The sequence below is a fragment of the Kitasatospora sp. NPDC057692 genome, from assembly GCF_042799475.1.
In the GTDB taxonomy this organism is placed as follows: Bacteria; Actinomycetota; Actinomycetes; order Streptomycetales; family Streptomycetaceae; genus Kitasatospora.
The window spans coordinates 15,461-28,291 of the sequence record NZ_JBHVIV010000027.1 but is presented as its reverse complement, the minus strand read 5'-3'; the positions used below and the strand labels follow the sequence as shown (position 1 = coordinate 28,291).

Annotated in this window: 16 protein-coding genes; 12 read left to right on the top strand and 4 right to left on the bottom strand. The window is 72.2% G+C overall.

All coding sequences use genetic code 11. From position 1 onward, the window contains the following. The first annotated feature begins 13 nt into the window (after positions 1 to 13). The 12 genes from ACFVFS_RS17280 (at position 14) to ACFVFS_RS17225 (ending at position 10,089) form a co-directional block, all read left to right on the top strand. A complete protein-coding gene (locus ACFVFS_RS17280; protein ID WP_380624906.1) occupies positions 14 to 793 on the top strand; it encodes an Ig domain-containing protein in 780 nt (259 codons plus the stop codon). 83 nt (positions 794 to 876) lie between these two features. Next, complete coding sequence (locus ACFVFS_RS17275) at positions 877 to 1,215, top strand: hypothetical protein (protein WP_380624904.1); 339 nt, start codon at positions 877 to 879, stop codon at positions 1,213 to 1,215. 182 nt (positions 1,216 to 1,397) lie between these two features. Next, entirely contained in the window at positions 1,398 to 1,598 is a 201-nt protein-coding gene (locus ACFVFS_RS17270; protein WP_380624903.1) for a hypothetical protein, read from the top strand. Positions 1,599 to 1,626: 28 nt separating this feature from the next. Continuing rightward, positions 1,627 to 4,512, top strand: a complete 2,886-nt coding sequence (locus ACFVFS_RS17265; RefSeq protein ID WP_380624901.1) for a hypothetical protein — start codon at positions 1,627 to 1,629, stop codon at positions 4,510 to 4,512. A gap of 3 nt (positions 4,513 to 4,515) precedes the next feature. After that, the gene (locus ACFVFS_RS17260) at positions 4,516 to 5,406 is read left to right on the top strand and encodes a phage tail protein (RefSeq protein ID WP_380624899.1); all 891 of its coding nucleotides are present in this window, start codon (positions 4,516 to 4,518) and stop codon (positions 5,404 to 5,406) included. A 13-nt stretch (positions 5,407 to 5,419) separates the two neighbouring features. Next, on the top strand, positions 5,420 to 6,547 hold the full coding sequence (locus ACFVFS_RS17255) for a hypothetical protein (protein WP_380624897.1): 1,128 nt from the start codon (positions 5,420 to 5,422) through the stop codon (positions 6,545 to 6,547). A gap of 9 nt (positions 6,548 to 6,556) precedes the next feature. After that, positions 6,557 to 7,657, top strand: coding sequence for a hypothetical protein (locus ACFVFS_RS17250; protein WP_380624895.1), 1,101 nt, complete (start codon positions 6,557 to 6,559; stop codon positions 7,655 to 7,657). Then, entirely contained in the window at positions 7,657 to 8,367 is a 711-nt protein-coding gene (locus tag ACFVFS_RS17245) for a hypothetical protein (RefSeq protein ID WP_380624893.1), read from the top strand. The genes ACFVFS_RS17250 and ACFVFS_RS17245 overlap by 1 nt, the downstream gene beginning before the upstream one ends. A gap of 12 nt (positions 8,368 to 8,379) precedes the next feature. Continuing rightward, a complete protein-coding gene (locus tag ACFVFS_RS17240; RefSeq protein ID WP_380624891.1) occupies positions 8,380 to 8,724 on the top strand; it encodes a hypothetical protein in 345 nt (114 codons plus the stop codon). Positions 8,725 to 8,732: 8 nt separating this feature from the next. Beyond that, complete coding sequence (locus ACFVFS_RS17235) at positions 8,733 to 9,593, top strand: peptidoglycan recognition family protein (RefSeq protein WP_380624889.1); 861 nt, start codon at positions 8,733 to 8,735, stop codon at positions 9,591 to 9,593. Between the two features lie 2 nt (positions 9,594 to 9,595). Next, positions 9,596 to 9,820 (top strand): holin, encoded by a 225-nt coding sequence (locus ACFVFS_RS17230; protein WP_380624887.1) that lies wholly within the window; start codon positions 9,596 to 9,598, stop codon positions 9,818 to 9,820. Then, positions 9,817 to 10,089 carry a hypothetical protein gene (locus ACFVFS_RS17225; RefSeq protein WP_380624885.1) on the top strand — a complete coding sequence of 91 codons (273 nt, stop codon included), beginning with the start codon at positions 9,817 to 9,819 and terminating at the stop codon, positions 10,087 to 10,089. The genes ACFVFS_RS17230 and ACFVFS_RS17225 overlap by 4 nt, the downstream gene beginning before the upstream one ends. A 48-nt stretch (positions 10,090 to 10,137) precedes the next feature. On the opposite strand, the gene ACFVFS_RS17220 is transcribed toward ACFVFS_RS17225, so the two are convergent. The 4 genes from ACFVFS_RS17220 to ACFVFS_RS17205 form a co-directional block, all read right to left on the bottom strand. Next, complete coding sequence (locus ACFVFS_RS17220; protein WP_380624883.1) at positions 10,138 to 11,010, bottom strand: hypothetical protein; 873 nt, start codon at positions 11,008 to 11,010, stop codon at positions 10,138 to 10,140. Next, complete coding sequence (locus tag ACFVFS_RS17215; protein WP_380624881.1) at positions 11,007 to 11,540, bottom strand: hypothetical protein; 534 nt, start codon at positions 11,538 to 11,540, stop codon at positions 11,007 to 11,009. Before ACFVFS_RS17215 ends, ACFVFS_RS17220 begins: the two co-directional genes overlap by 4 nt. Before the next feature lie 15 nt (positions 11,541 to 11,555). Beyond that, positions 11,556 to 12,071 carry a hypothetical protein gene (locus ACFVFS_RS17210; RefSeq protein WP_380624879.1) on the bottom strand — a complete coding sequence of 172 codons (516 nt, stop codon included), beginning with the start codon at positions 12,069 to 12,071 and terminating at the stop codon, positions 11,556 to 11,558. Between the two features lie 134 nt (positions 12,072 to 12,205). Further along, entirely contained in the window at positions 12,206 to 12,817 is a 612-nt protein-coding gene (locus ACFVFS_RS17205) for a hypothetical protein (RefSeq protein WP_380624877.1), read from the bottom strand. Between the last annotated feature and the right edge of the window lie 14 nt (positions 12,818 to 12,831).

Sequence of the window (12,831 nt, the reverse complement as noted above, 5' to 3'; positions counted from 1 at the left end):
CTGGAGGTCCGGCATGTCCGGAAACACCACCAACGCGCGGCTGTGGACGGACGCCGATGTCTGGGTCGCCGCCAACCTGAGCACCGCCAACCCGGCCGACGCCAACACCGCGTTCGGCGCGGGCTGGAACCTGCTCGGCCTGCTCGACGGCGACGATGGCATGCCCGAGACCCGCGACGAGGACACCGCCGACTACTACGCGTGGGGCGGCATCATCGTCCGCACCTCCCGCAAGAACTTCAAGCTGACCAAGAAGTTCTCCACGATCGAGGACAACGCCTACACCCGGTCCCTGCTGTGGCCGGGGTCGACGTCCAGCCAGATCGTGGTCCCCAAGCCCATCAACACCAAGATCGCGTTCGAGACGAGGGACGCCGCGACCGGCCTCACCGAGCGGCTCATCACCCGCAACTACGCGGTCATCACCCTCGACGGCGACCGCGACGTCAACGAGACCGACCTCGCCAAGGCGACGTTCGCCGCGGTCATCTACCCCGACAGCAACGGTGTGCTGTTCGACAAGCAGACCAGCCAGGCCGTCACCGCCCTGGCCGTCGCGCCGACGACCAAGGCCCTGGCCGTCGGTGCGATTGGCGCGATCACCGCCACCGCCACGCTCGCCGACGCGAGCACCCGCGACGTCACCCTCGACCCGCAGTGCAAGTGGACGACCAGCAACGCCGCCAAGGCGACCGTCGCGTACGGCTACGCGATCGGCGTCGCGGCCGGCACCGCCAACATCATCGCCACCTACCAGGGCCTGACCGCCACCTGCGCCGTCACCGTGTCCTGATCTCCAGCCCCGGGGCGGGCGAGCGGCGCGGTCCGCCCGCCCCGGCCACCCCTTCCCACCGCGCACACCGAAAGGACCGCGCCATGTCCAACACCCGCCGCCCGGACGACACCCCGTTCGACTTCAACCTCGACACCCTGCAGGCCGAGGTCGACCTCACCCCGTTCGTGTTCCAGTGGCAGGGCCGCCGCTGGTCGCTCGCCCACCTCCAGGCGCTCGACGCGTGGGAGTCCATCGAGGCCGCCGAACGCGGCGACGCCGAGGCGATGCTCGCCACGTTCCGCCTGGGCCTCGGCGAGGACGATTGGGCCGAGTTCCGGTCCACGCCCGTCCCGCAGTTCAAGCTGAAGGGCCTGTTCATGGCCTACCTCAAGCACTGCGGGATGAAGCCGGGGGAATCGCCGGCCTCCGACGGCTCCTGAGAGAGCACGGGGAGGCCATCGAGGCCGATCTCGCCGCCACCTACCCGGGCGTACGCCTACGCCAACTGTGGACCGGCGAGCTGACCTGGCGCGAGCTGGGCGTCTACCTGCGCGGCCTGCCGCCCACCTCCCGCCTGCGGGCGGCCCTGGCAGGTCGTGCGGTCTGGTCACAGACCGAGCACATGCTCGCCGACCTCTGGGACGTTCTCGCCGACGCGAACTGGCAGCGCACCGGCAACCGGACCCTGGCCCGGCCCAAGCCGTACCCGCGGCCCGGCACCGGCGTCCATCGCGATCCGGCCGAGCGCGAGGCCGCCCGCAAGGCCGCCCGCGAACGGGCTGCCGCCCACCGCCAAGCCGTCGAGGCAGGCCACCTGACCTGACCTCACCAGCACCGGAGGGGGTGGTCCGGTGCCCACCGTCGGCTATGCCAGCCTCCAGATCGTCCCCTCCGTGCGCGGCATCGGCAACGAGATCCGCGAGCAGATCAGCGCCCCCGTCGCCGAGGCCGGCGACGAGGCCGCGGAGGGCTTCGCGAAGCGCCTCACCAAGGGGCTGGCGCTCGGCGTCGCCGCGGCGGGCGCGGTCGTTGGCGCCTTGGTCATCAAGGGCGTTGTCGGCGCCATGGAGCAGGAGCAGGTCGCCGGGAAGCTCGGCGCCCAGCTCGGCGCGACCGGCCCCGAGGCCCAGCGCTACGGCCACATCGCCGGGCAGTTGTACGCGCACGCGGTCACCGAGGATGTTCAGGGCGCGGCCGACGCGATCCGAGCGACGATGTCGGCCGGCCTCATCCCGCCCGGTGCCACCAACGCGCAGATCGCCGACATCTCCACCAAGGTCTCCGACCTCGCCAACACCTTCGAGTTGGACCTTGGCGAGAGCGCGACGGCCGCGGGTCAGCTGATCCGCCAGGGCCTGGTCAAGGACAGCGGGGAGGCGCTCGACGTCCTCACCCGCGCCGCCCAGGTGCTGCCGCAGAGCATGGTCGCCGACCTGCCGGCGATCGTCACCGAGTACGGCACGCACCTCAAGCGCATCGGCCTCGACGCCCAGACTTCGTTCGGCCTGATGTCGCAGTTCGTGAAGGCCGGCGGCCGCGACTTGGATCAAGCCGCCGACGTGTTGCACGAGTTCGCGCGCATCACGTCGGAGGAAACCGATCGCGCGACCGAAGGCTTCAAGGCCCTCGGCCTCAACGCCGGCCAGATGCTCGCCGACATCGGCAAGGGCGGCCCCACCGCCCGGGCCGCACTGCAGGCCACCCTCGACGCCCTGCGGCAGGTCAAGGACCCCGCGCAGCAGGCGCAGCTCGGCGTCGCGCTGTTCGGCGACATGGCCGGTGAGGCCGCTGGCGCCCTGTGGGCCATGGACCCGGCGACCGCCGCGGCGGCCTCCGGCATGGACAAGGCCGCCGGCGCCGCGGCCGGGGTCGGCACGGCGCTGCGAGACAACGCCGCCACCCACATCGAGATGTTCAAGCGGACGCTTGAGGAGGGGCTGACCCAGGCGATCGGCGGCAAGGTGCTGCCGCTCCTGGAGCGCGGCGCCTCGTTCCTCAACGCCACGTTCGGCCCGGCGTTCGGGCAGGCGGCCACCTGGATCACGGGTACCGTCGTGCCGGCCGCGGGCGACCTGGCGCGCGAGGTTGCCGACCGCCTCGTCCCGGCCATCACCTCCGGCGCATCGTGGTTGAGCGATCACCTCGGTCCGGCCGCGCAGGTGGCGGGCCGGTTCGTCCGTGACGATCTGATCCCGGGCGCGAAAGATGCGGCCGCCCTGCTGCGGGACGAGTTCAGCCCGGTCGCGAAGAACGTCGGCACGTTCCTGCGCAACGACGTCGTCCCGGCGGCGATCCGCGTCGGCGAGGTCCTGCGTGACACCGTCGTCCCCGCGGTCACCACGGCGACCGTCTGGCTCGGCCAGAACCTCGTGCCCGCCGTCGCCTCGCTCGCCTCCTGGCTGACCGGCACCCTGGTCCCCGCTCTGGTCTCCACCGGGCGGTGGCTGAACGACAACCGCACTGCGGTGACGGTCGTGGCGGGGGTGATCGGCACCCTGCTGCTGCCGGTCCTCATCACCACCGCCGTCACCTACGCGCAGACCGCCGCCGCCGCGGTGGCCTCCCGCACCGCCCAGGTCACATCCTGGGTCGCCACCGGCACCGCCGCCGTCACCAACGCCGCGATGACCGTGGCCGCCTCGTACTCGACGGTGGGCGGATGGATCGCCGCCGGCGCCTCCGCCGTGGCGTCCGGCGCCCAGCAGGTCGGCGCGTGGGTCGCGACCGGCGCACGGGCCGTCTGGGGCATGGCTCTCCAGGCCGAGGCCGCCGCCGCGGTCGTCGCGGGCTGGGTGCTGATGGGCGTGCAGTCCATGATCCGCGCCGCGCAGATGGCCGCCGCCTGGGTCCTCGCCATGGGCCCTGTCGGCTGGATCACGGCGGCCGTGATCGCCCTGGTCGCCTTGGTGATTGCCAACTGGGACACGATCAAGAACGCCACCGTGGCCGCGTGGAACTGGATCTGGACCTGGATCAAGCAGATCGCGGGCTGGATCGTCGACATCTTCCTCAACTTCACCCTGGTCGGCTTGATCATCAAGCACTGGGACACCATCAAGAACGCGACGGTCAACGCCTGGAACGCGACGCTCGACTTCCTGCGAGGCATCCCGGGCTGGATCTACAACGCCTTCTTGAACTTCACCCCGATCGGCCTGTTGATCAAGCACTGGGACTCGATCAAGGCGACGGCCGTCGAGAAGATGACCGACCTGGTCAACTGGATGAAGGGCCTGCCCGGATCGATCGCCTCCGCCATCGGGAACCTGGGCAACCTGCTGGTCGATAAGGGCCGGGACGTCGTGACGGGCCTGTGGAACGGCATCTCCGGCATGGGCGGCTGGCTGCGGGACAAGCTCGTCTCCTTCGCCAAGTCCGCGATACCCGGGCCGATCGCGTCCGCCCTCGGCATCAACTCCCCGAGCCGCGTGATGCGGAAGGAGATCGGCCGCTGGATCCCGGCCGGCATCGAGCAGGGCGTCGAGGACGGCCGGCCCTCCCTGGCCCGCACTATGGCGAGCCTGGTCGAGGTGCCGGACGCGGCGTTGCCGAAGTGGACCACCCCACCGGCCGTGTCCGCGCCCGCCTACCGGGCCCCGCTCGCCGGGCCCGTCCCGGTCGCCGCCGGCGCCGCGGGCGGCCCGGCCCTCCAGATCGAGAACTACTGGGAGTCGGATTCCGGCGGCGCCCAGCAGACGGCCATGGACCTCATGGTCCTGCGACGGGGGAGGGGGTGAGCGGTGGCCGGCGAGCTGATCACCCGCGACCTCCAACTCCAGTGGGGCGACCTGCTGGTGGGCGACGGCACTGTCTACGCCGTCCAGGACCTGCCCGGCTGGGAGGACCTGCCCGGGCTGGACTCCGGTTCGACTCCCCGCTCCCAGCAGCCCGGTTCCTGGCCCGGCGAACTCCTCGCCCAGGCCCGCCCGATCGCCTGCACCCTGCGGGTCGTCTGCCGGCCCGAGGACTGGCCGCAGATCCGCCGGGCCCTGCGCGCCGCGACGACCGTCCACCAGGACGAGCGGCCGCTCGTCGTGCAGCTCGCCGGCGAGCAGCTGCTCAGCTTCGCGCGGATCACCCGCCGCGTGGTGTCCTCCGACACCGAGGGCGTCACCGGCACACCGGTCGTCAGCCTCCTGTGGGAGGCGAGCGACCCGCGCCTCTACAGCGTGGCCGAGGAGTCGGTGTCGGCCCGCCTGCCCACCCCGGAGACCGGCCTCTCGTTCGGCACCCCCGAGGTCGGCCTCAGCTTCGGCACCCCCGAGGCCGGCTTGTCGTTCGGCTCGCCGGGCAGCACGGGTGACCTCCTGGTCCTCAACGAGGGCGACGAGTTCACCCACCCGGTCATCGAGTTCCGCGGGCCGGTCGCCAACCCGACCGCCGTCCTCGGGTCCCTGCGCCTGGAGTACGCGATCACCCTCGGCGCCGGCGACGTCCTGACCGTGGACACCAGGGCCGGGACGGTGGAGCTCGGCGGCCAGTCCCGCATCAGCACCGCGACCGCCCGCAGCGCCATCGAGAACCTGTTCGCGCTGCCGCCCGGCACCTCGGTCATCAGCTTCCGAGCCGACCCGTCCAGCACCGATCCCGCCGCGCAGGCCACCGTGCGGTGGCGCTCCGCCTACCTCTAGGAGGTCCGCCCCCATGTCCGTCTACGGCGTCTGGGTCGGCCTCACCGGCCTCACCCGCGCAATGATCCGGCTCGCCACGGTCCTGATGACCCCCACCGGCAGCCTGACCGTCCGCTCCGGGGTGATCCCCGGCGGCACCCCCTTGCTGCTGACCGGCACCGCCATGACCGGGACCGTCGCGCCCGGCCGGGCCGTCGTCCAGGGCACCACCCCCCAGGGCGCCTACCCCGTCGTGAACGACTCCCCGTTCACGTTCACCGTCGCCCCCGGGCACACCAGCCTGGCGCGGGTGGACACCGTGTGGGCGGTCGCCCTGGACCACGAACACGACTCCTCCGGGCAGCGCGTCGGCCAGATCGTCTACCAGCAGGGCACCCCCGGCGCGGGCGCCCCCGCCGCGCCCCCCACCGGCACCGCCTACCTGCGGCTGTGGGACATCGCCGTCCCCGCGAACGCCTCCGCCGGCGCGCCCATCAACTGGGCTTCGGCGCTGACCGACCAGCGCGTCTACACCGTCCCGCTCGGCGGCATCACCCCGGGCCCGGCCGTCGGTGCCTACCCGGGGCAGTGGCGCGACGGCGGCGGCGCCACCGGCATCCTGGAGCGATTCGACGGGACCGACTGGCTGTCGAGGATCTACCTCGGCATCCTCGGCCGGCTGGTGTTCGGCGGCGACACCGCCCTCTACCGGGGCGGCGCGAACTCGCTCAAGACGGACGGCACCTTGCAGGCGGTCGGCATGGCCAGCACGGCCGTCGAGAACACGTCGAGCACCCTGATCAACTCGGCGACCTTCGTGTCCGCGTCGATCGTGCTGACCGCGACCGCGGTGGTGCCGCCGAGCGGGAAGCTCCAGATCGCCGGCAGCGTGCGCCACGACATCGGATCGGGCTACTACAGCTTCAGCAGCTTCCTGGTGACGGGCTCGGCGAGCGGCACGATCTTCGCGCCCTCCGACGTCATCTGCGTCATGACGGGCTCGGCCACCTCCTACATGCAACAGGGCGGCAGCCTCTCGATCCGGGTGACCGGCCAGCCCGGCGAGACGATCACCGTCGCCTGGCGGCACAAGGTGGACACGGCCGGCGTCTTCGCGACGATCTACGCGAGGACGATCACCATCAACCCCCTCCTCGGCTGAGGGGGCGTCGTGGCCTACCAGCTCATGGTGTGCGACCTGATGACGGACACCCGCCTCGGCGTTTTGCCCATCGGCGGCGTCACCTGGGACGACTACATCGGCAAGACCGGCTCGCTGTCGGGCACCATCCCCGTGCCCGACTCGGCAACGGCCCGGCGCATCCGCGAGACGGCCCTGCCCGGGCGCAGCATGCTGCACCTGTATGAGGAGGACGGGCAGCTCGCGTGGTCCGGTGTGCTGTGGACCCGGACCCGGCAGCGCGACGCGCGCGGCAACTACACCTGTGCCATCCAGGCCGGCGGCCTGGAGTCGTACTTCCGCGCGCACCGGCTGCTGCTCGCCGACCTGGTGGCCGCCGGTGCGGACCAGTTCGCGATCGTCCGCCAGCTCATCACCTACGCCCAGGCGCAGGCCGGCGGCAACCTCGGCGTCGAGATGGACCCGGCGCAGATGTCCGGGGTTCTGCGGGACCGGCAGTACTCGCGTCACGACCTGCCGTGGATCGGCGGCCTCGTCGACCAACTCGCCTCCACGCAGAACGGGTTCGAGTGGCGGATCCAGGTGTGGGCCGACTCGGCGGGGGTGCGGCACCGCACGCTGCGGCTCGGCTACCCGAAGCTGACGGTCGGGGCGAACGACGGTAGCGCCGACCTGGTGCTGTCCTCGCCCGGCCCGGTCGGCGCCTACGCCCTGCCCGAGGACGCCACCACGATGGCGAACGCCTGGCAGAGCAGGGGCGCGAGCACGGGCACGGACATGGGGTCGGAGCAGGTCCCGCTGATGTCGCAGGTGCTGACCGCGCCCGGCGACTGGGCGGCCGGCTGGCCGCGCCTGGACGGCACGAGCGACTACAGCACGGTGGAGACGCAGTCGGTCCTCGACGAGCACGCGGCCGCGGACCTCGCCCGGGCCGCGCGCCCGGTCGCGGTGCCGTCCGTCACCTACACCGGCAACCAGCGGCCCCCGCTCGGCTCCTACGTCCGGCTGCGGCTGAACGACACCTGGCACTACGACGTCCTCGACGCCCGCTACCGCGTCATCGGCCTCAAGGTCCAGCCGGCCGAGCGGCCCCGCGCCCGGACCACGGACCTCTACCTGGAGGCGGCCTGATGCCCCCCGCTCAGCAGCAGGACCTCGGCGACTGGATGCGCTCGGTCGACGACCGGCTTCGCGAGCTCGCGGGCCGCGCCCAGATCCGCCCCGCCCAGAACATCGCCGCCAGCGCGGACGTCATCGTCGCCGGCACCCGCGCCCTGCGCGTCCTCCAGGCCGGCGGCGTCGGCGACCAGGTCCTCCTCGGCCAGGACGGCCCGCAGCGCGTCGCCCGCCTCTACCGCACGAACGGCACCATCGCGCTCGCCGTCGCCACCACCGGCCCAGGCCAGCAGACGGCCACCGTCTACGACGCGGCCGGCAACCCCGTGCTGCGCGACGACACGGTCTGGGGCCTGGCCCGGCCCTGGATCCCCATCCCCATGGCCGCCGCGGTGACGTTCACCGCCACGTCCTGGACCACCGTCCAACGCGGCACCTGGCACGCCCACCACCCGGTCGTGGCCGCCGAGTACACCCTCTCCGCGCCGGCCTCCACCACCTGCCAGGCCCGGCTGATGCTCGACACCGGCGGCACCCCCGTCCAGCTCGGCACCACCCTCACCGCGGTTGCCACCGACGCCGCCGCGAGCTTCACCGCCGACCCGGCCGCGCACGGCCTCACCTACGGCCAGTCCGGCACCCTGCTGCTCCAGGTCCAGCGGACCGTCGGCACCGGCACCTGCACCGTCTGGCACAAGGGCCTGTGGGCCCGCCAATCCCTCTGACTCAGGAGACCGATGGACATCGATCCCGCCCACCCCTGGGGCATCCCACTCGACTACATGGGCCGCGCGACCGAGCTGGTGATCGAGCAGGGCCTGCCGGTCGCGGTGCAGGTCGCCGACGCCGAGCCGAACCGCCGCAACAGCCCGACGATCACGGCCTCGATCACCGTCATGAACGCGGACTACACCATGATCGACCAGATCGCCTACGTGACGGTGCCCGCCTACAGCGGCACCACCTGGCAGCCCAACCCCGAGCTCGTGAAGCAGGCCGTCGAGGAGGCCGCCACCTGGGCCGTCGCGCACCTGCGCTGGCTCGCCACCCTCATCCCCGCACAGACACCGCCGACCCCCTGAGGATCCCGATGAAGCTCGTCACCCGCGCGGACCTCGGCTGGCCCGCTTCCGCTGCCCCGCTCCAGGCCACGACCCGGGGCGTCAAGATCCACTATGAGGGCACCCCGGTCAGCCGCGGCCTGCTGGCCGACCACGGCGCGTGCCTGCGCGAGTGGCAGGCGATCCGCGCCAGCCACCTCGCCAACAAGCAGGAGAACTACAGCGACATCGCCTACTCGTTCGGCGCCTGCCCGCACGGCTACCTGCTGGAGGGCCGCGGCCTCGGCCGCCGAACCGGCGCCAACGGCAGCCAGCCGCTCAACGCCGCGCACTACGCGGTCGTCGGCCTGGTCGGCGACTCCGGCCTGACCGAGCCGACGCCCGAGATGCTGGCCGCGATCCGTGACGGCATCGAGCTGCTTCAGGCGCACGGTGCCGGCCCGGAGATCCGCGGGCACCGCGACGGCTACGCCACCGACTGCCCGGGCCCGGCGCTGTACGCGTGGGTCCAGCGCGGCGCCCCCCGCCCCACCACCACCACTTCCCCCGCGCCGGCCCCGGCGCCCGCACCCGTCCAGGAGGACGACATGCCCACCATCGACGAGATCCGCGCCGTCATCCGGCAGGAGGTCAACGCCGCGATCGACGCCCGCAAGCCGGACCTCACGCACGACGTCCTGTACTGGACTCGCCAGGCGACCCAGGGCGCGCTCGGCCAGCCGATGGAGGACAACCCGCACCCGGTCAGGTGGGTGGCGGGCCAGCTCGCCGAGGACCTGCGGGCTCTCGCCTCCGGCGGCCCGGCGGTCGAGCAGATCGGCGACGAGTTCGAGCGGCGACTGGCGGACGGCATCGCCATCAACGGCACCATCACCACGAAGGGGAACTGATCATGCGGAAGTACATCATCGACGTGGCCGAGCGGACCGTGGCCACGTATGTGGTCGCGCTGCTGGGTCTGCTGCTGGCGGACGGCGTCGATCTGACGTCGGTGGGGACGCTCAGGGCGGCGGCGGTGGCCGCGCTGCCGGCGGCGCTGACGGTGGTCAAGGGCGCGGTGGCCGGGGTGGTGGGTGACCCGACGACGGCGGCGCTGCTGCCGAGGACCCGCGAGTGAGCGGGGCGGACGTTGAGTCGACCGCTCTTGGGCTGGAGGTAGCCGTCAAGCTGGAGCAGATCCGCGGCACGATGGAGACCGGATTCGCCACGCTGAACGGCAGACTCGACGTCGCTTTGACGAGAACGACGCAGGTGGAGAGCGAGGTCGCGCAGCTCCGGGCCGAGGTTGAGGCGCTGAAGCGCTCCCGCTGGCCGTTGCCGACGATCGCCGTCCTGGCCAGCCTGGCCGGGGTCGCGATCGCCCTCGTCCCGTTTCTCTCCCGCTGAGCCACCGCGCCCCCGCCCAGGACTCCCGGGCGGGGGCGCTCCGTGCGTTCAGCGGCGCCAGACGTTGACGCGCTCGGTCTTCAGGAGCGGGGCGCCGTCGGGCCCCTTCAGGTGGGCGGGGATCCACTGCTTGCGGCGCTGGGCGCGTTCCGGGCCGTAGGGCTGGTCCCTCCAGTGGCCCTGCACGACCCAGCGGTGGCGGTATCGGTGCCCTGCCACGTCAGTGCCGCTCTCCGAGCGCTGGTCCGGCACGTAGGCGCGGCGCAGGTCGATCAGCGTGACTCCGGGGGCTGTCTGTTGTCGTCTGCCGTACGCCCGGACGGTGGCCTTGTCGGGCTGCTCTGCGCGGCGTTCGATGAGCGTGGGCTGTTCCATGAGGAGCCATGTGGCCGCGATGGTCTGGAGCACCATGGTGGGCAGGTCCGGGTCGAGGGCGGCGAACGGGACCGGCTCCGCGCCGACCGGGACGGGCCGTCCGATGATCGGGATGAGCGGCGGGATCTCGTCGATGACGAGTTCGTAGAGCCCGCGCTGCCTGGTCTCTTCGTCGAGGCGGGCCCGGGTCAGCCACAGGCTGATGCTCAGGTCGCCGTCGTGGGCGCCCCAGGTGACGGCTTCGATCGGGACGTCGACGCCGTTCATCGGGAAGTTGCCGATGCCGCCGTCGAAGACGATCAGGCCGGACGGGGCGGGCCGGTCGGCGGATGCCCATCGTGCGGAGGCGAGCTGGCTGCCGGCGGCGACGGCGAGGGCGGTCATGTCGGCGGCGACCCAGTAGAGCTCGGCCGTCTGAAGCGTGCTGACCTCGACCTGTCGGCCGGCCTCGTTGTGGCCGCCCATCGCCGCCATCAACGGCTTGGCCGGGTCGGTCAGGTGGCGGAGGACCTGGTCCCGGGTCTTCGGCAGCGCGGAGGGCCTCATTCGACTCCGCCCTTGAGGTCGGTGCGGGCTCCCTGCCCGGGCCGGGTGGCGTGGACGTACATCACCTCGGCGGCGTTGTAGATGGACTGGCCACCGCGGCCGGGGGCCCGGCCGACGGCCTCGACGCCGAGGCGGCGCAGGGCCTGGGCGGCCACCTTCGCGCTGGTGGCCCCCATGTGGTCGGCGGCCTGCTGCAGGGTCCACATCTCGTCGCTGTCCCAGCGCTCGACCTCGGTGACGTAGGCAGTGTCGAGCGGCTCCCACTTTCCGGTGATGCGCCAGCCTGCCTCCTCCAGGAGCTGTTCAGTCTCGCGGATGGCGTCCTCGTCGTCGCCATGGCGCGCGTCGACGTTGGTGACAGCGTGGAAGACGCCGGTGCCGGTGGATTCCCAGTTGATGACCTCCACCTCCTCGCCGTCGGCGTCCTCGATGTAGATGAGGGGCCTGTCGGGGAGAACGGTGACGTCGCAGTTGTCGCTCTCCAGAGCCGAGCGGTCGTTGACGAGCCACGCGGTGAAGTGGGGCTTCATGGTGTGTCCTTCGGTTCAGAGGGCGGCGATGGCGGCGCGGATGCCGGCGAGGGCGGCCTGCCAGATCTCGTCGGGGGTGGCGACGCGGGACTTGGTCCAGCCGAAGCGGCAGTGCACCTGGTTGTCGGCGGTGTCGAACCAGACCTTGTCGAGGCTCCCGAGGATGAGGCGGGCCTGGGAGTTGGAGATGCCTTCGCCCTGCCAGGTGGCGCCGTTGATGTTGCCGGACTTGTAGTGCGAGACGTCGAGGCCGGCGAGTTCGGCCCAGTTGTTGAGGTAGATCCGGTCGTGGCCGTTGCGCTGCCAGCGGTTGCCGCCGATGGCGAGCATGGTGTCGACGGTGAAGACGACGGGGCGGGGCCTGTGGAGGAGCTTGGGGAGCGCGATGCGGTAGGCGAGAGAGGCGGCGTCGATGATCCAGCGGCCGGCCTGCTTGATGGCGGCGACGGCGCCGGTGCGGCACCAGGTGCGGATGGTGTCGACCGTGACCCCGGCCTGGGTGGCAGCGTTGCTGGTGGTGATGGTGACCATCGGACCCTCCCTCTCTCGACACCCCAACTATGAAGCACGGTGCTTCAAAGTTCAAGTCCTCTCGTCCTTTCGGGTGGCGAGACACAGAAGCGCCCCGCCTCCAAGGAGAGCGGGGCGCTTCGTCGCGTCCAGGGTCAGCCCTTGAGTGCCGCCTCGTAGGCCTTGGCCTGGTCCGGGGTCAGCAGCTTGCTCGCCCGGATCAGCACGGTGCCGCGCACGACGTAGTCGTACTCCAGGGCTGCGGGCAACGCCTTGATGACGCCTTGGAGGTAGCCGAGGCGGGCGGCGGCTTCGGTCTCGCTGGCGAACGTCTCGATGCTGCCGCCGCGGACTATGGAGTCCTCGTCGGCGCCTTCGAGGTCGGCGCCCTTGATCCGGCTGTCGGCAAACGCGATCTTCGAGACGTACTGTCCGGGGCGGCCGAGCAGGTGGTTCGGGTCGTCCTCGGCCGTGTAGGCCTTGGTCAGCTTGACGCTCGGCACGGCCTTGGCGAGGGCGGCGACGGCTGCGCTGGCGTCCAGCTTCGCGGCAGCGGCCGGCGCGGTCGCGCCGCCTCCCGCGCCGCTCGGCGCGGCTGGCGTGGCGGGCGCCGCCGCGGGGGTGCTCGGGGCGCCGGTTCCGGCCGCGGCGGGGGTGGTGGCGGCCGGCGGGGCGGCCTCGGCGGCCTTGTCGCTGCCGCTGCTGCTGCAGGCGGTGGCGGTGAGGGCGAGGCCGGCGGCGGCCAGGGCGAGGATGGTGCGGCGCATGGGGTCCCCAGAGG